Origin of the sequence: Sorangium sp. So ce145 (assembly GCF_051525985.1) — a bacterium.
In the GTDB taxonomy this organism is placed as follows: domain Bacteria; phylum Myxococcota_A; class Polyangia; order Polyangiales; family Polyangiaceae; genus Sorangium; species Sorangium cellulosum_B.
The window spans coordinates 4,936,440-4,956,174 of the sequence record NZ_CP150315.1; the positions used below are offsets into that span (position 1 = coordinate 4,936,440).

At 72.6% G+C, this 19,735-nt stretch carries 15 protein-coding genes; 10 read left to right on the top strand and 5 right to left on the bottom strand.

Annotated features, from left to right (window positions below; all coding sequences use genetic code 11):
- The first annotated feature begins 268 nt into the window (after nucleotides 1-268).
- Nucleotides 269-1,888, top strand: a complete 1,620-nt coding sequence (locus WMF34_RS18240) for a tetratricopeptide repeat protein (RefSeq protein ID WP_231864913.1) — start codon at nucleotides 269-271, stop codon at nucleotides 1,886-1,888.
- Nucleotides 1,889-2,012: 124 nt separating this feature from the next.
- Here the strand turns inward: WMF34_RS18240 and WMF34_RS18245 are convergent, their stop codons facing one another.
- Nucleotides 2,013-5,291, bottom strand: a complete 3,279-nt coding sequence (locus WMF34_RS18245) for a UvrD-helicase domain-containing protein (protein ID WP_437994045.1) — start codon at nucleotides 5,289-5,291, stop codon at nucleotides 2,013-2,015.
- Between the two features lie 273 nt (nucleotides 5,292-5,564).
- Nucleotides 5,565-6,698 carry a hypothetical protein gene (locus WMF34_RS18250; RefSeq protein ID WP_437994046.1) on the bottom strand — a complete coding sequence of 378 codons (1,134 nt, stop codon included), beginning with the start codon at nucleotides 6,696-6,698 and terminating at the stop codon, nucleotides 5,565-5,567.
- A 561-nt stretch (nucleotides 6,699-7,259) separates the two neighbouring features.
- Here WMF34_RS18250 and WMF34_RS18255 point away from each other — a divergent pair.
- The 5 genes from WMF34_RS18255 (at nucleotide 7,260) to WMF34_RS18275 (ending at nucleotide 11,814) form a co-directional block, all read left to right on the top strand.
- Nucleotides 7,260-8,696, top strand: coding sequence for a DEAD/DEAH box helicase (locus tag WMF34_RS18255; RefSeq protein ID WP_437994647.1), 1,437 nt, complete (start codon nucleotides 7,260-7,262; stop codon nucleotides 8,694-8,696).
- 297 nt (nucleotides 8,697-8,993) lie between these two features.
- On the top strand, nucleotides 8,994-10,007 hold the full coding sequence (locus tag WMF34_RS18260) for a M23 family metallopeptidase (protein ID WP_157906747.1): 1,014 nt from the start codon (nucleotides 8,994-8,996) through the stop codon (nucleotides 10,005-10,007).
- Between the two features lie 270 nt (nucleotides 10,008-10,277).
- Nucleotides 10,278-10,679, top strand: coding sequence for an SPW repeat domain-containing protein (locus WMF34_RS18265; protein WP_012236164.1), 402 nt, complete (start codon nucleotides 10,278-10,280; stop codon nucleotides 10,677-10,679).
- A 96-nt stretch (nucleotides 10,680-10,775) separates the two neighbouring features.
- On the top strand, nucleotides 10,776-11,093 hold the full coding sequence (locus WMF34_RS18270; protein ID WP_437994047.1) for a hypothetical protein: 318 nt from the start codon (nucleotides 10,776-10,778) through the stop codon (nucleotides 11,091-11,093).
- Between the two features lie 313 nt (nucleotides 11,094-11,406).
- Nucleotides 11,407-11,814: a hypothetical protein gene (locus WMF34_RS18275; protein ID WP_437994048.1), complete on the top strand. Its 408-nt coding sequence runs from the start codon at nucleotides 11,407-11,409 to the stop codon at nucleotides 11,812-11,814.
- A 115-nt stretch (nucleotides 11,815-11,929) separates the two neighbouring features.
- Here the strand turns inward: WMF34_RS18275 and WMF34_RS18280 are convergent, their stop codons facing one another.
- A complete protein-coding gene (locus tag WMF34_RS18280; RefSeq protein ID WP_437994049.1) occupies nucleotides 11,930-13,186 on the bottom strand; it encodes a dicarboxylate/amino acid:cation symporter in 1,257 nt (418 codons plus the stop codon).
- A gap of 175 nt (nucleotides 13,187-13,361) precedes the next feature.
- Between WMF34_RS18280 and WMF34_RS18285 the strand changes: the two genes are divergently transcribed.
- Nucleotides 13,362-15,011: a protein kinase domain-containing protein gene (locus tag WMF34_RS18285; protein WP_437994050.1), complete on the top strand. Its 1,650-nt coding sequence runs from the start codon at nucleotides 13,362-13,364 to the stop codon at nucleotides 15,009-15,011.
- A gap of 77 nt (nucleotides 15,012-15,088) precedes the next feature.
- Nucleotides 15,089-15,580 (top strand): hotdog fold domain-containing protein, encoded by a 492-nt coding sequence (locus WMF34_RS18290; protein WP_012236169.1) that lies wholly within the window; start codon nucleotides 15,089-15,091, stop codon nucleotides 15,578-15,580.
- 32 nt (nucleotides 15,581-15,612) lie between these two features.
- On the opposite strand, the gene WMF34_RS18295 is transcribed toward WMF34_RS18290, so the two are convergent.
- Nucleotides 15,613-16,518, bottom strand: coding sequence for a Uma2 family endonuclease (locus WMF34_RS18295; RefSeq protein ID WP_437994051.1), 906 nt, complete (start codon nucleotides 16,516-16,518; stop codon nucleotides 15,613-15,615).
- Nucleotides 16,519-16,595: 77 nt separating this feature from the next.
- Nucleotides 16,596-17,345 (bottom strand): type I methionyl aminopeptidase, encoded by a 750-nt coding sequence (gene map / locus WMF34_RS18300; RefSeq protein ID WP_012236171.1) that lies wholly within the window; start codon nucleotides 17,343-17,345, stop codon nucleotides 16,596-16,598.
- A 103-nt stretch (nucleotides 17,346-17,448) separates the two neighbouring features.
- Here map and WMF34_RS18305 point away from each other — a divergent pair, with 103 nt between their 5' ends.
- Nucleotides 17,449-17,766: a LysR family transcriptional regulator gene (locus WMF34_RS18305; RefSeq protein WP_437994052.1), complete on the top strand. Its 318-nt coding sequence runs from the start codon at nucleotides 17,449-17,451 to the stop codon at nucleotides 17,764-17,766.
- A gap of 29 nt (nucleotides 17,767-17,795) precedes the next feature.
- Nucleotides 17,796-19,637, top strand: a complete 1,842-nt coding sequence (locus tag WMF34_RS18310) for an inositol monophosphatase family protein (protein WP_012236173.1) — start codon at nucleotides 17,796-17,798, stop codon at nucleotides 19,635-19,637.
- The last annotated feature ends 98 nt before the right edge of the window (nucleotides 19,638-19,735 follow it).

A 19,735-nucleotide genomic window follows, 5' to 3' on the forward strand; every position in this document is an offset into this window, starting at 1 on the left:
TCCTCCCCGGCCCACTGCCTCGCCGGAGAGCACAGCCAGCACGACCGGCGGCGGGTGTCCGGCCATCGGCCACGCGGAGCCGCTCATCGTCGACTGGCTCACGACACGCCGCTCCGATCTCGGGCTCGCGATGAAAGACGGCGTCGCCGTCGTCTCCTACGACTGCACGACGCTGAAGCTCCTCACGCAGTGCAAGCTCCCAGGGAGCTACTCCTTCGCTGGCGTGACCCGGGCAGAAAAAGTAATACAATTAACAAACCCTGCGGAGATGCAGGCGAACGTCCCCTTCGGGGCCCCGGCGCTGAGCACCGCGATCGAGGGCGGCGGCTCGGCCGCGATCGACGTGGCGCTCGTGCCGACGGGGAAGATGGCGACCACGGTGGCCTCCTCCTCCGCGCAGGATCTCTCGGGCAGCTGCGAGGGCGCGACGCACTTCGTGCGCGCCGCGCTCCTCGGGGCCTTCGCGATGGCGCCAGGCAGCCGGGGGGCGGCGAGGACGGTGGATCAGGTCTTCGGGGCGGTCGGGGCGGCCGCGACGGCGAGCCAGGGCGGCACGACGAGCAAGGAAGGGGAGCTCGACGCCTGCCGGGCCGCGAAGCCCGACGCGCAGGCGCCGACGGAGCGCTGCCATGCGCCGCTGCGCCTCGAGCTCGTCCCGCTGCTCGCGAAGAAGGCGGCGGCGGCCGAGGCCCCGGTGAAGCAGGCGGAAGACGAGTTCCCGAAGCTGTCGAGCCTGTGCCCGCTCGGGACGGTGCCGAACGGGGCGAAGTGCTCCCCGCCCGCGCTCGCGCCCGCGCACCTGTGCGAGCCCGCCGACGCCCGATCCTGCGCGGCGGAGTGCGGGAAGGGCGATGTCGGCAGTTGCTATCACCTCGGGATTCAGTACCTGGGCGGCAAGGATTTTCCGCGCGATGACGGGAGGGCGGCGGAGCTGTTCGAGAAGGCGTGCGGCGCCGGCGTCACGCAGGCCTGCTACGCGAGGGCGAAGCAGCTCCTGCGCGACATGAAGAGCGCCAAGGTCGCCCCGGACGCCGCGGGGCGGGCCAAGGTGCGCGAGTTCGCCGACAAGGCGTGCGAGATGGGCGACGGCTGGGCGTGCTTCAGCGTGGCCGAGTGGTACCTCAGCGAGGGCCCGCAGGCGGTCCTCCCGAAGGACCCGACGCGCGCGGTCGCGTTCCTCCGGCGCGGCTGCGATCTCGGGCACGGGCCGAGCTGCAGCGCGCTGGGCAAGATGCTGGTCGAGGGGAAGCTCGCGGCGAAGGACGTGGGGGTCGCCGTGGGCGTGCTCCAGCGCGCGTGCCAGGGCGGCCAGTCCGAGGACTGCGTCGATCTCGGGGACATCCTGCGCAAGGGGCAGGGGGCGCCGAAGGACGGGGTGAAGGCGATCGCGGCGTACAGCCACGGTTGCAGCCTGGGGGACATGCGCGCCTGCAACGCCGCCGGCTCCGTCTACGCGCAGGGCGACGGCGTTCCGAAGGACGTCGCGAAGGCGTATTCGTTCTTCGAGAGGGGCTGTCCGGAGAAGGGGTTCGGGGCCGATGCGTGCTTGAGCCTCGCCGGGATGTACGAGAAGGGGAACGGCATTCCGAAGGACATGTCGCGCGCCGCGGCGCTCTACGAGAAGGTGTGCGGCACCGGCGGCTGCGTGCGGGCCGCCGAGATCTGGCAGCGAGGCGAGGGCGTGACCGCCGATCCGGAGCGGGCCTACTCGCTCTACGAGAAGGCCTGCACGCAGTGGGGCGAGAAGAAGGCGTGCGACGCGTTCGGGCCGCTCCTGGAGCGCAAGGACAAGGAGCGGGCCCGGACCTTCTACGCAGATCAGTGCGTGCGGACGCAGGACAAGGCGGCGTGCGCGGCCCAGAAGCGGCTCGGCGGCGCAGCCCGCTAGAGCGGGGTGCAGCTTCGTGGGATACGGGCTCAGCCGCTAGGCAGGCGAGTGAGGCGTACGAAAGTACGCCGCAGCGAGCCGAACGACGCGGATGAGCCCGTAGCGCACGAAGATGCGCCCCGCTCTAAAAGAGCTTCATCTGACGATCGGCCCCGGCGCGTGAGCCCCTCTGCGCCTCGGGCGACGGGCCGGTCCGAAGGAGCAGGCGCTCCTCCACCTCGCGAACGAACGGCGACACCTCGGTCTCAACCACCTTGCCGTGCCGCGCGCGCTGCATGGCGCGGGTCAGGAACAACCGCTCTCGCGCCCGCGTCATGCCCACATAAAAGAGCCGGCGCTCCTCGGCGACGTCCGTCTCTTCCCTGCCGGGGAACCGGAGCGGGAGCAGGCCGTCCTCACACCCCACGAGGAAGACCACCCGGAACTCGAGCCCCTTGGCCGCGTGCAGCGTCAGCAGCGAGATGCGGTCGGCCCGCGGATCCCACGCGTCGATCTCGGAGCACACAGCGAGCTCGATCGAGAAGCGATCGACGTCCCCGCCGCAGCGCTCCGCGAGCGCGAGGTGCAGCTCCAGCGCCGCGTCCACGTCGGCCTCGCACAGACACGCCGCGCCCGCCGCGCTCGCCGCGCCCTCCTCGGCCGCGCCCGCGGCGGGCGGAGCGCCGGCGAGCCCGGGCTGCGCCACCTCCTCGCGGAGGCGCGCCGCGGCCGCCTTGAGGCGCGCCGCGAGCGGCCCCGGCGGTGTGCCAGCGAGCGCCCGCGCGAGCGCCTCCGAGCCCGCGCGCTCGGCGAGGCGGCGATCCGAGCGCCGCTGGAACGGCATCCCCGAGCGGGCGAACGCCTCCCGGAGCCGCTCGGACTGCGCCTCGGTCCGGTAGAGCACCGCGAAATCCGAGAAGGAATAGTCGCCGCTCCCGGCAGGATCGCTTACCCGCCCGCTATCCATCGAGAAGAACGTGGACCCGCCGAGCATCCGCTCGATCGTATGGACCACGCGCTCGGCTTCGGCGGCTTCCGTCGGCGACTCGTGGACCGCCACGAGCTCCACGCCGCCCGCGCTCGGCAGGAGCTCCCGCGCGCCGAGCGTCGGTGAGGGCGCGATCACCTGGAGCGCCGCCTCGACGATGGGGCGCGACGAGCGGTAGTTCCGCTTCAAGCGCACCACGCGCGCCGCCGGGAAATCTTGCTGGAAACGGAAGAAGAAGCCCACGTCCGCGCCGCGGAATCCGTAGATCGCCTGATCGGGATCGCCGATGGCGCAGACGTTCCCGCCGGGAGCGACGAGCGCGCGCACCAGCCGGTACTGGCGCTCGTCGATGTCCTGGTACTCGTCGATGGAGAGGTACCGGGCCCGCTCGCGCGCCGCGGCGAGCGCTCCGCTCTGCTCCTCCAGGAGCAGGACGGCGTGCCCGATCAGGTCGTCGAGGTCGAGGAGCCCGCGCGCGGCGAGCTCGTCCTCGTACACCTTCCACGCGCGGTCGACGTGGCGGTCGATCTCGCCGCCCGCGGCCGGCGACCCGTGCGCGTCGGCGTGGCGCGGGCAGCGCCGCTTCAGCGCGGCGATGTCGGCGAGCAACCTGGCCGCCCGCCGCTCCGGGACGCCGAGCGCCGCGGCGAGCAGCGCCGTCCGCTCGCGCTCGCCGGCGATCGCGGGCGGCGCGGCCCCCGCGCCCTGGGCGTGCTCGCGGAGCAGGGAGAGGCCGAGCGCGTGGAAGGTCATGGCGGGCACGCGGCCGCCGGCCTCGCCGAGCAGCGCGCCGAGCCGCTCCCGCAGCTCGTCGGCGGCGCGGCGGGTGAAGGTGATCGCGAGGCACTGCTCCGGCGGCACCCCGAGATCGAGGACGAGGTGCGCGATCCGGTGCGTGAGCGTGCGGGTCTTGCCTGTGCCTGGCCCCGCGAGGAGGAGCAGCGCGCCGTCCGTGATCTCCGCCGCGGCCCGCTGCTCCGGGTCGAGCGCGTCGAGCGGCGCTGCGCCCCCCGGCGCGGGCGGCGCGCCGCGGGACACCTCGCCGGCCGGCGCGGGGCGAGGCGCCGCGTCGGCCCGGCCGCGTCGCGGAGGGGGGCATGGCGCCGCGGGAGCGCGCGCCCCCGCGGGAGGCGGCCGCGGCGCCGCGGCATCCGGCTGGAAGAGGAGCCCGCCCCCGCGGCGCTGCGCGAGCTCCTCCGGCTGGAAGACCCGGATCGCGCCGTACTCGCCGTCGTAGCCTGCGTCGCGGATCACGCGCCCTTCGCGCATCCGCGCGATCGCCTCGGCGAGCAGGGGCGTCCCGGCGCGCTCGATCTCGTCGAGCGGGGCGTCGCCGAGGAGGAACAGCTCGGGGCCGACACGCGACAGCACCCCGTCGTAGCTCCGCTGCACCACCTTGCTGGAGGCGCCCACGCCGTGGAGCTCGGCCAGCACCTCGGGCAGCGGCACCAGGTTGCGGAACTCGCTCGCGCCCTCGGGGCGCACGCCTTCGTCGCGATCGGCGAGCTCCTCGACCCGGTGCAGCACGCCCACCGTGACCGGGTGCCCGCACACGGGACAGGCGAGGGCGAGCGCCCGCGTCTCCGCCGGCGAGAGCACGACATTGCACTTGCGGTGGCCGTCGAGGTGGTATTTGCCCTCTTCCGGGAAGAACTCCACCGTGCCCCCGAAGCCCTCACCGGTCTCCAGGGCGCGCCGGATCGCGAAGTAGTCGAGCGGGGCGTCGAAGGCCGTGGCCTCGCGCCCGAGCTTCGCGGGCGAGTGCGCGTCCGAGCTCGAGACGAGCCGGTACCGATCGAGCCCGGAGATCCGCCAGTTCATCGCGGGATCGGACGAGAGCCCGGTCTCGAGCGCGAAGACGTGCGGCGCGAGATCGCCATAACACTCCTCGACCGCGTCGAAGCCCGCCTTGGAGCCCAGCACCGAGAACCAGGGAGTCCAGATGTGCGCTGGCACGAGGTAGGAGCCCTCGCCGGCCTCCAGCACGATCTCGAGCAGGTGGCGCGAATCGAGCCCGAGGATGGGCCGCCCGTCGGAGGTCAGGTTGCCGATCTTGGCGAGCGCGCGGACGATGCGCTCCGCCGCGTCGAAGCTGGGCGCGTAGAGGAGGTGATGGATCTTCCGCGTCCGATCTCCCTTCTTGTAGATCGTCGAGATCTCCACCGAGAGGACGAAGCGCGTCGCTCCGCGGCAGGCCCCGGGCAGCCGCTCCGAGACCGCGCGGCCGAGATCGTCCCGCAGGCGGAAGAGCCCGGGCTCGGCCGGCACGAGGTGCTCGCGGAGCTCGGCCATCCACGCTGGATGGGTGAAGTCCCCCGTGCCCAGCACCGCGATGCCCTTGCGCTGAGCCCAGTAGCTCAGATGCGCGAGATCGCAATCGCCGCTCGTCGCGCGGGAGTACTTCGAGTGCACATGGAGGTCTGCATAGAAACGCATGGTGTTCCGCCGTGAGGTGCCGTTTACCTATCGAGCTCCCTCGCGCTGTCAATCGCGGATACCAGCGGCCTCGATGAAATATGGTTGGAAATTGAGGTGGCCTGATCGCAATGCGTCGCGATCCGTGAGAGTCGTTGTCCTGTGGCAAATGATGCCCGCTCGATGCAATGCGCCTCGACGGGCTCGCCCGTGTGGCACAAAAATGCTCGATCCGAGCCTGCACGCGCGGGCGCGAGCCCCGGTCCGGAGGGGACCGCCGGCCGCCGCGAGGCATCACGGGGTCGTGGTCGAGGGCGCCGGGGTCTTGCGGGTCAGGTAGAAGAAATCGCGCAGGGAGCGCTTGCGGATGTACTCGTCTTCCGAGAACTCGAAGCCGCTCGCCAGCGCGACCGGGGCGAGGGCGCCGCCCTCACCCGGCTCGTAGAGGAGGAACTTCGGGTACGACCAGTTCACGTCGAGCTGCGCCACCGCCGAGGCGCCGGCGTGCTGCATCCCGAGCGCAATGGCGGGCGCCGTCGTGTGGTTGCTGATCCCGACGTAGAGGACCTTGCCGTCGCGGTCGAGCCCCACCGCGGAGCGGCGGATCACCGTGTTGCCGTCCAGCGTGGCGCCCCAGTTGCGGACCTGCGGCGCGCGGAGCAGCGGGTGCAGCTCGCCCTCGTCGACCATGCAGCTCGGCGTCTGCCGCCACCACTGCATGTCGCTCTCTCCCGCCGAAAGCCTGGTCCATGGCGCGATCTGCAGCCGCCCGTCGCGGTGCCGCGCGAGCGTGCAGCCCTGGTCCCGGGGGCGCACCAGCGTCACGCCGTCGACCCGCATCCCCCACTGGCCGTGCTCGGTCATGAAGCCACCGTTGAACGCCGCGAGCAGCCGCTCGTGGTCCGCCTCCGGGATCTTCGCGAGCCGCTCGTAGGGCTTGCCTTCCTCGGTCGTCGCCGCCGGCTCGCGGGAGCCGGCCATGAGGTGCACATCGACCCGCGCGAGATCCACCGCCACGATGAACAGCTCCGCCCAGGAGCGGTTCGGATCCGGGTGGAGCAGCGTCTTGTGGAGGCGCGGCGCGTCGCTCGGATGGGCGTGATCCGCGATGGGCACCCACCGCCCGTCGCCGGGAGCCGACCAGGCCGCGTGCGAGGGGCCGACGTCCGTCGGCCGGAACGCCGCCGCGCCGGCGCCCCCCGCGGCCGGGCTCGGCGTTGCGGCCGACGGCGGCGAGGCGGTCGCGGCAGGGCCCGGCTGCTCGGGCACCTCCCAGTACGTCTTCGGCGGCTCGTCCTTGCGCCATAGCTGGTGGACGCGATCCTCCAGGGCGTAGGCGGTCTCCTCGATCGCCGTCACGTTCTCGGCCCCGATCACCGAACGCAGTCCGTTCGCGACGAGCGGGCCCATCCATGGAATGCGGTGCACCGCGATCCACAACCCGGCCCCCGAGAGCACCGGGACGGCGACGGCACCGAGAACCCAGCGCCGAAGCCGGGATCGGGGCGACCGAAGGACGGGGCGCTCCGGAGCGGAGTGCCCGACCTGGGCCGGTGTTTTCGAGGCTTCGGCGGTTTCGGCCATGGCGCGCTGGACTGCTTCGAAGGGGCGGGAAGACGCTGGAGGTCGCGGGCGACGCGGGGCGACCTGCGACCTGCGAGCGCGAGCGCACGAGAAGCGGGCCCTCCGCTCGGGCGACGGTCTAGCATGGTGCGCCGCGCGCGCGGAGGCCGCTCCGCGCACCGCGAGCGGAGCGACGCGGCTCGACTTCCTCACCACGCCGTACTAGAGTCGCCGCCTCGGACTGACCTGGCACGGGTCGCGGTGCTCGGTCGCTGTCATTGGTCCTCGCAGCCTCCGCTCAAGGGGGCGCGAGGCGGCAGCTCTCCGTGATCGAACCCTCTCCACAGGGAGGGCGCGGTGCCGCGGCGTACTTTCCGCCCTTGCTCAGGAGGGGCTGTGCTCCAGCCCGATTCCAGCCCGATGTCCATGCAATTTGCCGATCTCAAGCTCATCGAACCGCTTCTCCGCGCCATCGAGGCCGAGGGGTACAGCGCCCCGACGCCCATCCAGCAGCAGGCCATCCCGCCCATCCTGGAGGGCAACGACCTCCTCGGTTGCGCGCAGACCGGGACGGGCAAGACCGCGGCGTTCGCGCTGCCGATCCTGCAGCGCCTCGCGCAGAGCGGCGGGCCGAGGCAGGGCGGGCTCCGCGTGCTCGTGCTCACCCCCACGCGCGAGCTCGCGGCGCAGGTCGCCGAGAGCTTCACAACGTACGGCAAGAACCTCGGCCTGCGGACCGCGGTCGTCTTCGGCGGGGTGGGGCAGCGCCCCCAGATGGAGGCGCTGCGCCGCGGCGTCGACGTGCTCGTGGCGACGCCGGGCCGGCTGCTCGATCTCTGCTCGCAGGGCATCGCCCCGTTCGGTCGGCTCGACACGCTCGTCCTCGACGAGGCCGATCGGATGCTGGACATGGGGTTCATCCACGACATCCGGCGCGTGCTCGCGATGCTGCCCGAGCGCCGGCAGACGCTCCTGTTCTCGGCGACGATGCCGCCGGACATCCTGAAGCTCGCGAACAGCATCCTGCGCAGCCCGGTGCGCGTCGAGGTCGCGCGGATCGCCACGACGGCCGAGAACATCGACCAGCGGGTGGTCTTCGTCGAGCGGTCGGACAAGCGCGCGATGCTGGAGCACGTGCTCAAGGATCCCGCGCTCCGCCGGGCGATCGTGTTCACCCGCACGAAGCACGGCGCCAACCGCGTGGTCCAGCAGCTCAGCCGTGCGCGCATCGAGGCGGTCGCCATCCACGGGAACAAGTCCCAGGGCGCGCGCGAGCGGGCGCTCGCGAGCTTCAAGCAGGGGACGACGAGCGTGCTCGTCGCGACCGACATCGCGGCGCGCGGCATCGACATCGACGACATCTCGCACGTGATCAACTACGACCTCCCGAACATCCCGGAGAGCTACGTGCACCGCATCGGCCGCACGGCGCGCGCCGGGGCGTCCGGGGTGGCGCTCTCGTTCTGCGACAGCGAGGAGCGCGCTTATCTCGCCGACATCGAGCGCCTCATCCAGAAGCGCCTCCCCCTCCTCGCCGACCCCGGGGTTCCCGTCTTCCAGATCGATCCCAGACCCGCACAGCAGGCGCAGGGGCACGCTCGGCCGCAGGGACAGGGCCGGCCGCAGGGACAGGGCCGTCCACACCCCCAGGGGCAAGCTCGGCCGCAGGGACAGGGCCGACCGCAGGGACAGGGCCGGCCGCACCCCCAGGGGCAAGCTCGGCCGCAGGGACAGGGCCGGCCGCAGGGACAGGGCCGCCCACACCCCCAGGGGCACGCCCGGCCGCAGGTGCAGCCCCCCGCGCAGGCGCAGCCCCCGGCGCGGCCGCTGCCGCGGCACGACACCCCTCGCGTCGATAACTGATCCTCACCGCGCTGCCCGCCGCGCTCGATCCATCACGCCGCGCATCGCCTGATGCGCGCGGCGTCGCAAGCCCGGTGCTCGTTGGCGCTCGTCGCGCGCCAACGAGCGCGAGGGCGCCGCGTCGAGGCGCGCAGGTCGTCTGCGAGGCGCGCAAGTCGTCTGCGAGGCGCGCAAGTCGTCTGCGAGGCGCGCAAGTCGTCTGCGAGGCGCGCAGGTCGTTTGCGACCGGACCATGCCTGAATGACGCGCTTCGACATTATCTCGTCGATGTGCGGAAACTCTGGCACGATCGCTGACATGCGCGTCCCCGTCATCGTTGTAAGCTTGCTCACGATCGCTGCCTGCGATCGCGGAGCTCCTTCTTCGAGTTCGTCCACCACGGGCGCCCAGGCCTCCGCCGATCCGGCGCCGATTGCCTCCGCCGCCCCGGTCGTCTCCGCGAGCAGCGCGCCGGCCGAGGCCCCCGACGCCAGCGCCGCTCCCGCGGCGGCCGACACCGCCGACGCCGCGGCGAGCGCGGCGGCGGCCGACGCCGGGCCGCCCGCGGCCGACGACAGCCGCCTCTCGGTGGAAGGGCGCGCCGTCCAGGGAGGGCTCCTGCGCGCCAAGCTGAACGGCAAGCTGCGCCGCATGGCGTTCCCCGGCCATCGCGTGACCGTCAGCGACGAAGGGGAGTTCCTGATCGCCTTCTCGCGCAACGCGCCAGCGCAGGAGAAGCTGACCATCACGTTCGACGACGGGCAGGTGCTCGAGAAGATCTTCGACGTGGAGCCTCGCAAGTTCGAGGTCGACAAGGTCGACCACCTGCCGGAGAACATGGTCAAGCTCGACATGGCGACGCGCGTGAAGCTCACGCAGGCCGAGAAGAAGCTCGACGCGATCCGGAACAAGTACACGAAGAGGAACTGCTACAAGAACGGCTTCATCTGGCCGTCCAAGGGCCCCATCACCTCGCGGTACGGCCAGCCGCGCCTGCTCAACGGCACGGACGGCGGGATCCACTGGGGCGTGGACATCGCGGTGCCCGTCGGTACGCCGGTGCGCGCGCCTGCCTGCGGCAAGGTCGTGCTCGTCGAGAAGGACCTCCCGCTGAGCGGTCACACCGTGATCATCGATCACGGGCAGGGACTGACCTCCACGTTCATCCATCTGCACGGCTTCGCCGTGAAGGTGAACGACGAGGTCAAGCAGGGGCAGGTCATCGCGACCGTCGGGATGACCGGCCGCACGAACGGACCGCACCTCGACTGGCGCATGAATCTCTTCGAGACACGCGTCGATCCAGAGCTCCTGATCTCCGCCGCGAAGTGACGCACGGCGGGGCAAGTTGCCACACGAAGAGCGTTCATGGCTGAGCTCCCCCGGGCGGAAACGTGGCTCGGGCTCGGCCGTCGAAGCGGCCGGCGTCGCCAGATGCACGCCCGCTGATCTTCCTTTCCTGGCCGACGGCTGATCGAATGGCCGCCGAGGTCGCCGGAAGGACAAGCCCTCTCCCGCGAGGCTCTTGGCGGCATACCCCTTGCAAATTTCCGGACCGACGAAGGCACTCAATCCGGACATCGATTTTGCAAGGAGTCGGTCATGAAGATGCTGTCGCCTCGAGCTCATGGGTTTGTGGACTATGCGGTTGCGGCCCTGTTCCTGCTGGCCCCTTCGCTGTTCGGCTTCGGCGGGCTCCCCGAGACACTCTGCTACATCCTGGGCGCCGCACACCTCGGGATGACGCTGCTCACCGCGTTCCCGCTGGGCGCCGCGAAGCTCATCCCGTTCCCTGTCCACGGGGCGATCGAGGCCACGGTCGCCGTGCTCCTCGTCGCGGCGCCGTGGCTGTTCGGCTTCGATGAGGAGCCCGCGGCGAGGAGCTTCTATCTCGTGTCGGGCGTGGCCGTCGGCCTGGTCTGGCTCGCGACGGACTACCGTTCTTCTTACGCCACGACGACAGCCAGCGCTCGTTACCGGCCGGAGCACCGGTCGTTCTCCTGAGGGGCGTGCGCGTGCGCCTCGCGATCGGCGCGGCGGTCGGGGTGGTGGATCGCGCGGATTTGCGGCAAGCTCATGCGTGGCGGGAGGACAGACGCCGTGAGCGACCCGAAGAAGCCGGATCCGATGAGCCTGCGGGTGGGTGACTTCCTCGTGAAGGTGGTGCCCGTCGGGGAGACGAGCGACGCCCTCGATACCGAGGCGAACCGCGAGCGGGCGCAGCGGGCCGAGGAGGACCGGCGGGCGGCCCAGTTCGGCGCGAGCGGCGACGGGGCAGGGGAGGCCGCGCAGGAGGCGGCGGAGGCAGCCGTGGACGGGGCGATCGAGGAGGCGCGGGCGCGCTTGAAGAGCGACGGCGAGGACGTGCCGATCTTGCTGCGCGATCCGGTGACGGGAGCGACGTTCACGCTCGAGTGACGGAGGGCGGCACCGTCCACCGGCTCCGCGTTTCCGCGCACACCTCGACCGCGACGGAACAGCCTTCCGGCGCCTGTTCTCGAGACTCCCATCCTGAGCGCGCCCGCCTCACGGGGCCCTGTTTCGGCCAGGGCGGCAGCGACGGCTGCCGTTATCGTGGATGTTCCTCTGCTCGGCTTGGCCGTCCATCCGCTCCGTCCGAAGCCCTGTCCGCTCCCGTGGAGGAAAACACGGCGCTCCAAGTCTTCAACATTGCTCCAATCCGGTCAGGGAGTTACTCCACTTCCCGCAACGACTGACCCAGGGGAGAGCCATGATGAACATGCCCATGAGCCCGATGCCGATGATGCCGATGATCGGCGGCATGATGCCGAACATGATGGGCGGCATGATGCCGAACATGATGGGCGGCATGATGCCGAACATGATGAGCATGATGCCGATGATGGGCATGATGCCGATGATGGGCGGCATGATGCCAATGATGGGCGGCATGATGCCAAGCATGATGGGCGGCATGATGCCGAACATGATGAGCATGATGCCGATGATGGGCGGCATGATGCCAAACGTGATGGGCGGCATGATGCCAAACGTGATGGGCGGCATGATGCCAATGATGGGCGGCATCATGCCGAACATGATGGGCATGATGATGCCCGCGATGATGATGCCGAACATGATGGGCATGATGATGCCCGGCATGAAGATGGCGGCCTGAACCAGGGAACGTCGGCGAGCGGCTCAGCCCCGACGGTCGAGATCGGGCGCTCCAGACCTGCGGGGCGCGACGCCTCCGCTGCGAGGCGTCGCGCGTGGGCGCTCGCCCCGTCCAGTCACGCGCCGGCTGCTTCCTGCCGCTTCGGGTGCTGATCCCGCGACACGAACACCGCCGCTGCCAGGTCCCCCACCACGTTGATCACCGTCCGGCACATGTCGAGGAACCGATCCACGCCGAGGACCAGGCCGAGCCCCTCGGGCGGGATGCCGAGCATCCCAAGGATCATCGCGATGACGGGCAGCGAGCCGGCCGGAATGCCCGCCGTGCCGATCCCCCCGAGCACCGAGATGAGCATCACGGTCGCCTGCTGCCCGAAGCTCAGCGAGACGCCGTAGACCTGGGCCAGGAAGAGCACGGTCACCCCCTCGAACAGCGCCGTCCCGTTCTGGTTCATCGCGGCGCCGGCGGTCAGCACGAAGCGCGCCACGGACGGCGGCAGCTTCAGCTCCTCCTCGGCCACCTTCAGCGCGGTCGGCAGCGTCGCGTTCGACGAGGCGGTCGAGAACGCCGTCACGATCGCCGTCCGGCTCCCGCGAAAGAACGCGACAGGCGACATTCCGCCAAGGAAACGGACCGAGAGCGAATAGACCACGAACATGTGCAGGCCGAGGCCGAGCAGCACCGTGAGCACGTACGCCGCCAGCTGCTGCATGATGCCGATGCCCATGCGGGACGTGATCGTGAAGAGCAGGGCGCCCACGCCGATCGCCGCGAACCGGAGCACCCCCTCGATGAGCCGCATCGAGACGTCGAGCAGCCCCTGGATGCACTCGCGGAGCCGCGCCGCCCCATCGGTCTGGGTGAGCGACAGGGCGATGCCGAAGAGCAGCGAGAACGTGATCACCGCGAGCACGTCGCCCCCGGCCGCCGCCTTGAAGATGTTGTCCGGCACCATCGCGATGATCATCCCCACCGGCGAGGTGTCGGCCGGCGCGGTCGCCGCCTTGATCCCCCCGCCGCGCGCGAGGCTCCGGATCGCCTCGGGCAGGCCGTCCCCCGGGCGGATCAGGTTCACCAGGACGAGGCCGATCAGCACCGCGATGCTCGAGACGACGGCCGTGTAGCCCAGCGTCCGCAGGCCGAGCCGACCGATGTGCTTCAGATCGAGCTCGCAGACGCCCATCACGAGCGCCGAGAACAGGATCGGGAGCACGAGCATGAACAGCAGGCGCAGGAAGATCTGGCCCACCGGGTAGGTGATGTGATCGACGATCCAGGTGAGCGCCGGGTGCCCTGCCGCGACAGCGTTCGCCGTGAGACCGCCCGCTGCCCCGACCGCGACGCCGAGCAGCATCGTTCGATGCGATGACATGGCGCCACCTTACACAAGCCGCGGCGCCGCGATCCGCGGAGTTGACGCCACGCCCTCGGGCCCTCCACGGCCAGCGGGGCGTCCTGCGGCCACGGATCGACCTCCGCACGCGCTGTCCGCGGGCCAAGGGCCGCCTGTCCAAGCCCACGCGGATCCATTAGGCTCCCGGCCGGCAATGCTGAAGCCGGGCGATTCGTTCGAGCGGTACACGATCGAGGCCGCCATCGGGCAGGGGGGGATGGGCTGCGTCTACCGGGCGCACGACGCGCGGCTCGGGCGGCGCGTCGCGGTCAAGGTGATCGCGGGCGGCGCCGTGGACGAGGACGCCGGCGCGCGCCTGCTCCGCGAGGCGCGCGCCGCCGCAGCGCTCGATCACCCGAACGCCGTCTCGATCTTCGACGTCGGCGAGCTCGATGGGACGCCGTTCATCGTGATGGAGCTCGTCCCGGGCCGCACCCTGCGCAGCGCCATCAGCGGCGCCGACGCGCCGGCCTCGACGCGGGTCGCCTGGCTCTCCGACGTCGCCCGCGCGCTCGCGGCGGCGCACCGGCGGGGGCTCGTCCACCGGGACATCAAGCCGGAGAACGTGATGGTCCGGGACGACGGGGTGATCAAGGTGCTCGACTTCGGCATCGCGCGCCGCGCCGCAGGCGACGCCGATCCGAACGCGTCCACCGAGGCCCCCGCGCTGCCGACGCTGACCGCGCTCGGCGTCAAGCTCGGGACGCCGGTCTACATGGCCCCGGAGCAGATCCGCGGCGCCGAGCTCGACGGGCGCGCGGACCAGTTCGCGTGGGGCGTGCTCGCCTTCGAGCTCCTCACCGGCAGGCTACCCTGGCGCGGCGCCGGCGACATGCTCGCCGTCGTCGCGTCGATCCTCACCGACGAGGCCGACCGCGCCCTGCTCGACGCCGCCGCCGTTCCGCCCGCGGTGAGCGCGGTCGTGCTGCGCGCGCTATCGAAGCGCCCCGACGATCGGTTCGCGTCCATGGACGATCTCCTGCGCGCGCTCGAGGCGGCCGGGAGGGGCGAGGCGCCCGCCGCGCCTGCCGCCGCGACGTCCGCGCAGGCGCCCGGCGCGCAGCGGAGCGAGGCGCCTCGCGGCGGCGAGACCGCGGCGCAGCGGTTCTCGACCGAGGAGGTCCGCGACGTCCTGGCGCAGGCGATCGAGCGCCAGGCTGCCGCCGACGGAGGCGTGGCGCGCGCCCCGCGGGGCGACGCGCGCCTCGGCTTCGACGACCTGCTCGCCGCGGCGGAGGAGGTGGGCGTGGGCCCCGAGGCGCTGCGCGAGGCGAGCCGCGCGCTTCGCGCGCGCGAGCGCGACGGCATGGAGCGGGGGTCGAGCGCGGCGACCGCCGCCGAGCGCGCCACGTGGCTCCGGCGCAAGCGCCGCGATTTCTACCGGCACCTCGGCGTCTACCTCATCGTCAACGCGGCGCTCCTCACGCTCGCCTTTCCGCTCGGCGTCGTGCTCTGGGCGGCGATCATCCCGCTGGGCTGGGCCATCGGCGTCGCCATCCACGGGCTGGTCGCGTTCACCGCGCACGAGGACGACTGGGCCGAGGAGGCCGAGCGCATGCAGTGGTGGCACGAACAGCATCGCCGCAGGCACGAGGTCGCCATGGCGAGGGCGATCGGCAAGGACTGGCGCCCTGCGGCGGCCCCGCGCCAGCGCATCGGCGCGGCGAAGGAGGGGGATCGCCAGGGCAAGCTGCGTGTCGAGACGGACACCGCGCGCTCCACGGCGGAGCTGGCGGAGCGCGCGGAACGGGCGGAAGACGAGGCCGCGGTCGCGGTGAACAAGCCCCAGCGGCGGCGGCGCTGACGTGGGAGCCGCGCCGCCCACGGCCTGACGAGGCGCCAGGCCGGCATGCGCTAAGCTCGCGGTCCTTTGGAGGATCCATGTCCCAGCTGAACTTCATCTCCCGCTCGCTCGCGCCGCTCCAGGCGCTCCCGTCCTTCCTGCGCACGCGCGCGCAGTCCGTGCTGTTCCAGCGCATGGTGCCGTTCACCGGGACCGCCGGGATCCAGTTCGACGAGGTGAGCTCGGATCGGGTAGCGCTGCGGCTCGCCAACGGGCGCAGGGTGCGGAACCACATCGGCGGGGTGCACGCCGCCGCGGCGGGGCTCCTGGCCGAGACGGCGACCGGCTTCGTCGTCGCCGTCAACCTGCCGGACGACAAGCTGCCGCTCTTGCGCAGCATGAAGATCGACTACAAGCGCCGCGCCCAGGGCGGCCTCCGCGCGGTCGCGACCCTCACGCCCGAGCAGCGCCAGTCCTTCCTGGACCAGCCGAAAGGGGACGTGGCGGTCGCCGTCACGGTGACCGACGAGAGCGGCGCATCGCCGATGGAGTGCGAGTTCGTCTGGGCCTGGGTGACCAAGGGGGTGTGACGCCGCCGCGTTCGCGCGCGGCGCGGGCGCGGTCAGTTGCGGCGGAGGCGCTCGATCTCGGCCAGCGCCTCGGCGAGCTGGCGCTCCAGGTCCGACGCGCGCCTGGCCTCCGCGTCGGCGCGCTTGGCCTCTGACTCGGCGCGCTTGGCCTCTGACTCGGCGCGCTTCGCCTCTGCCTCGGCGCGAAGCTCGGCCTCCTCGGCGCGGCTGGCCTCGTCCACGGCGCGCAGCTCGGCCTCGTCCTTGCGCGCGAGCGCGTCGTCCAGCATCACGCCGAGCCGCGCAATCAGCTCATCCGCCTCTTCCAGCTTCGCCGTCCCGCTGAAGAAGCGCAGCTTCGAGCCCTCCACCGCGAGCTCCAGCCCGAGCACCTGCGACGCGAACCGGCCTGCCTGGGGCATGACGGGCTGGTAGCTCCGCGTCCTGCGCGCCGTGTCGGCCGGCGGGAGCCGGTACGCGCGGAGGCTCAGCCGGCGCCGGTCGAAGATGAAGTACTCGGAGATGCCGAGCCGGGCATACCGCTCGACGTTGGTCTCGAAATCCTTCGTCAGGTTGCCCGCATAGGCCACCTCCAGGACCAGATCGAGCCCCTTGCCCTCCGCGCCGACGACCCATTTCATCCGCTCGCCAGGCGCCACGTCGAGGACAGCGAGCAGATCCGGCGCGAAGGCCGGCTCGTCCGGGTAGAACACCGCGAGGTTCGAGGACAGGTAGATCCTCCGCCCGCTCCGGCGGAAATACGCGTCGAGCGTCGCGATCACCTGCGCCGCGGCCACGCGGTGCGGATCGCCCTCGGGCGGCTCGAGCTCGAACTCGGACGGAAGCATGTCCACGACCCGCGCGCGCTCCTCGTCGGTCATGCGCTCCCACGCCGCCTCGGAGGGGGCGCGCGGGTCGTCGGGATCGAACGCGTAGCCGTGCTCGAGCGCCTGCCGCATGGACCCTCATCCTAGCATTTCCCCGGATTCTCGGCCTGCGAGCGCGCGGGCGCAGGCCGCTGCGCGCTGCGCGGCCCTCAGAGCGTCAGGATCTCGCAGCCGTCCCGCGTGACGAGCACGGTGTGCTCGAACTGCGCCGAGAGGCTGCCGTCCTCCGTGACCATGGTCCACCCGTCGTCGAGCGTGCGGATGCGGTGGGAGCCCAGGTTGACCATCGGCTCGATCGTGATGGCCATCCCGGCGCGGAGCCGCATGCCCGCCCCGCGCACCCCGGTGTGCGCGACGTGCGGCGGCAGGTGCATCCTCCGACCGATGCCGTGCCCGCCGACCTCGCGGACCACGCCGCACCCCTCCGCGCGCGCGATCTCCTCGATCGCCGCGCCGATGTCGCCGAGCCGCGCCCCGTCGCGAACGACCGCGATGCCCGCGTCCCGGCAGCGCCTGGCGACGTCCACCACGTGCAGCGCCTCGGGGCTCGGCTCCCCGATGAAGAACGTCGCGGAGGTGTCGCCGTGGTAGCCGTCGAGCTCCGTGGTCACGTCGACGTTGACGATGTCGCCCGGCAGGAGCACCTCGTCGCGCCGCGGGATGCCGTGGCACACGACGTGGTTCCGGCTCGTGCACACCGCCGCGGGGAAGCCCTTGTAGCCGAGCTGACTCGGGCGCCCGCCGCGCCGCGCCGTGTCCTCGCGCACCCACTGATCGATGTCCGCCGTCGTCACGAAGGGCTGGAGCCGCGCCCCGACGGCCGAGAGCGTCGCCGCCGCCGCGCGCCCCGCGCGCCGCATCGCCTCGCACGCGTGAGGCCTGAGGATGTCCACGTTCATGCGAGGCGTATGCGCGGGCAGCGAGCGGCCATCCAATACCGTTTTGATCTCGGGCCCTCGCGCGCGGCTCCCCGCGCGCGGGGTTCGGGCTAGAATCGGCCGCGTGAGCCTCTCGCAGATCCGTTACTTCATCGCCGTCGCCGAGGAGGGCCACGTCGGCCGCGCCGCGCGCCGGCTCCACATCGCGCAGCCGCCCCTCAGCCGGCAGATCCGCGGCCTGGAGGACGAGCTCGGCGCGCAGCTGTTCGAGCGCACCGCGCGCGGCATGCGGCTCCTGCCGGCCGGCGCGGCGTTCCTCGACCACGCCCGCACCATCGTCGCCCAGGTCGACGCGGCCGTCGCCGATGTGCGCGGCTACGGCGCCGCGCCTCCCCCGGGCGCTCTCGACGCCGGCCACCGCCAGCGCGCCGACCTGGGGTAGGGTGCCTCGCGTGGAAGCAGGGGAACGGCATGGGCTACGACGCTGAGCTCGCGCTGGCCGTCGACGCCGCGCGCCGCGCGGGCGCGCTCCTCCGCGCGGAGTTCCACCGCCCGGGCGGCCCACGCGGCGCCGGGACGAGCGCCGACGTCGATGTGGAGGTCGAGCTCCTGCTGCGCGACGCGCTCACCCGGGCGACCCCGTACGCGTTCCTCGGGGAGGAGACCGGCGCCCTGGACGGCGTGGACCCGTCGCACCGCTGGGTCGTCGATCCGCACGACGGCACCGCGTCCTTCCTGCACGGCTACCGCGGCGCCTCGGTCTCCATCGGCCTCCTCCGCGAGGGCACCCCGGTGCTCGGCGTCGTCTTCGCGTACGCCTACCCCGACGACGACGGCGATCTCATCGCCTGGGCCGAGGGCGCCGGGCCGATCCGGCGCAACGGCGCCGCCGTCTCGACGTCGCTCGCCGGCGGCGCGCTCGATCGCTACGCCGTCGTGCTGCTCTCGCAGTCGGCGGATTACCTCCCCGCCCGCAACGCCCGCTGCGTCGCCCCCGCGCGGTTCCTGGCCCTCCCGAGCCTCGCCTACCGGCTCGCCCTGGCCGCGGCCGGCGAGGGCGTCGCCGCGGTCTCGCTCAGCCGGCCCCGCAGCTGGGACTACGCCGCCGGGCACGCGCTCGTGCGCGCCGCGGGCGGCGAGCTCGTCGACGACGACGGCGCGCCCGTCGCGTACACCGCGCAGGGCGACGGCGAGGTCTGCCGCCTCTTCGGCGGCGCCCCCGCGGTCGTGCGCGAGCTCGCGCGCCGCCCGTGGAACGCCGTCATCCACGGCCGCATCCCGCCGCCGCAGGGCACGTACGGGCTCCTGCGCCCCTCGCGCAGCCTGCTCGTCGAGGGCGCTGGCACGCTCGCGCGCGCGCAGGGCTGCCTGCTCGGCCAGCTCGCGGGCGACGCGCTCGGCGCGCTCGTCGAGTTCCGCACCGCCGAGGCGATCGCGCCGCTCTACCCGGACGGCGTCCGCGACCTCGCCGACGGCGGGACGTGGGGAACGCTGGCCGGGCAGCCGACCGACGACTCCGAGATGGCGCTCATGCTCGCGCGCTCGATCGTCCGCAAGCGCGGCTTCGTCGCGGAGGCCGCGCTCGACGCGTACGTGCACTGGTACGGCTCCGGCCCGTTCGACATCGGCAACACCACGGCGGCCGCGCTCAGGGCCGCCGCGGGCGCGCCGCTGCCCGGCGCGCGGCGCGAGCGCGCCCGCGCCGCCGCCAGCCTGACCAGCGAGGCGAACGGCTCGGTGATGCGCGCGGCGCCGCTCGGCGTCCTCGGCGCGGGCCGCCCGCGGGAGGCCGCGGCCTGGGCGCGCGACGACAGCGCGCTCACGCACCCCCACCCGGTGTGCTGCGCCGCCTCCGCCGCGTTCGTCGCGGCCATCGCCGCGGCGGTGGGCGGCGCCGGCGTCGAGGGCGCCTGCGCCGCCGCCCTCGACGAGGCGGAGCGGAGCGGCGAGCGCGCGGTCGTCGCCGCGCTCACGGCCGCGCGCGGCGCCCCGCCCGGGAGCTTCTCGCACCAGGCCGGCTGGGTCCTCATCGCCCTGCAGAACGCCTTCTACCAGCTCCTCCACGCGCCCTCGCTCGAGCGGGGCCTCGTCGACACGGTGATGGCCGGCGGCGACACCGACACGAACGCCGCGATCGCCGGCGCGCTGCTCGGCGCGGCGCACGGCCGGGACGCCGTCCCGGACCGCTTCCGCCGCCTCGTGCTCAGCTGCCGCCCGCTCCCCGAGGCAGGGGCGAAGCACCGGCGTCCACCCGAGCTCTGGCCGGTCGACGCGATGCTCCTCGCCGAGGCGCTCCTGGCCTCGGGCCGTTAGGATCGCGCCTCGACCTCGCCGGCGCTTCATCGTTCTTCGGCGCGGCGTGTGGCGCTTCTGACCAAGCGTCCTGCATGAGCATGAGCGGGGGAGGACGG

What these genes read in the sequence shown, in the direction of transcription:
- WMF34_RS18285 (WP_437994050.1), top strand. Translation starts at nt 13,362, where the DNA reads ATGCTGAAGCCGGGCGATTCGTTCGAGCGGTACACGATCGAGGCCGCC.
- WMF34_RS18260 (WP_157906747.1), top strand. Translation starts at nt 8,994, where the DNA reads ATGCGCGTCCCCGTCATCGTTGTAAGCTTGCTCACGATCGCTGCCTGC.
- WMF34_RS18275 (WP_437994048.1), top strand. Translation starts at nt 11,407, where the DNA reads ATGATGAACATGCCCATGAGCCCGATGCCGATGATGCCGATGATCGGC.
- WMF34_RS18245 (WP_437994045.1), bottom strand. Translation starts at nt 5,291, where the DNA reads ATGCGTTTCTATGCAGACCTCCATGTGCACTCGAAGTACTCCCGCGCG.
- WMF34_RS18295 (WP_437994051.1), bottom strand. Translation starts at nt 16,518, where the DNA reads ATGCGGCAGGCGCTCGAGCACGGCTACGCGTTCGATCCCGACGACCCG.
- WMF34_RS18265 (WP_012236164.1), top strand. Translation starts at nt 10,278, where the DNA reads ATGAAGATGCTGTCGCCTCGAGCTCATGGGTTTGTGGACTATGCGGTT.
- WMF34_RS18255 (WP_437994647.1), top strand. Translation starts at nt 7,260, where the DNA reads ATGCAATTTGCCGATCTCAAGCTCATCGAACCGCTTCTCCGCGCCATC.
- map (WP_012236171.1), bottom strand. Translation starts at nt 17,345, where the DNA reads ATGAACGTGGACATCCTCAGGCCTCACGCGTGCGAGGCGATGCGGCGC.
- WMF34_RS18290 (WP_012236169.1), top strand. Translation starts at nt 15,089, where the DNA reads ATGTCCCAGCTGAACTTCATCTCCCGCTCGCTCGCGCCGCTCCAGGCG.
- WMF34_RS18310 (WP_012236173.1), top strand. Translation starts at nt 17,796, where the DNA reads ATGGGCTACGACGCTGAGCTCGCGCTGGCCGTCGACGCCGCGCGCCGC.
- WMF34_RS18280 (WP_437994049.1), bottom strand. Translation starts at nt 13,186, where the DNA reads ATGTCATCGCATCGAACGATGCTGCTCGGCGTCGCGGTCGGGGCAGCG.
- WMF34_RS18240 (WP_231864913.1), top strand. Translation starts at nt 269, where the DNA reads ATGCAGGCGAACGTCCCCTTCGGGGCCCCGGCGCTGAGCACCGCGATC.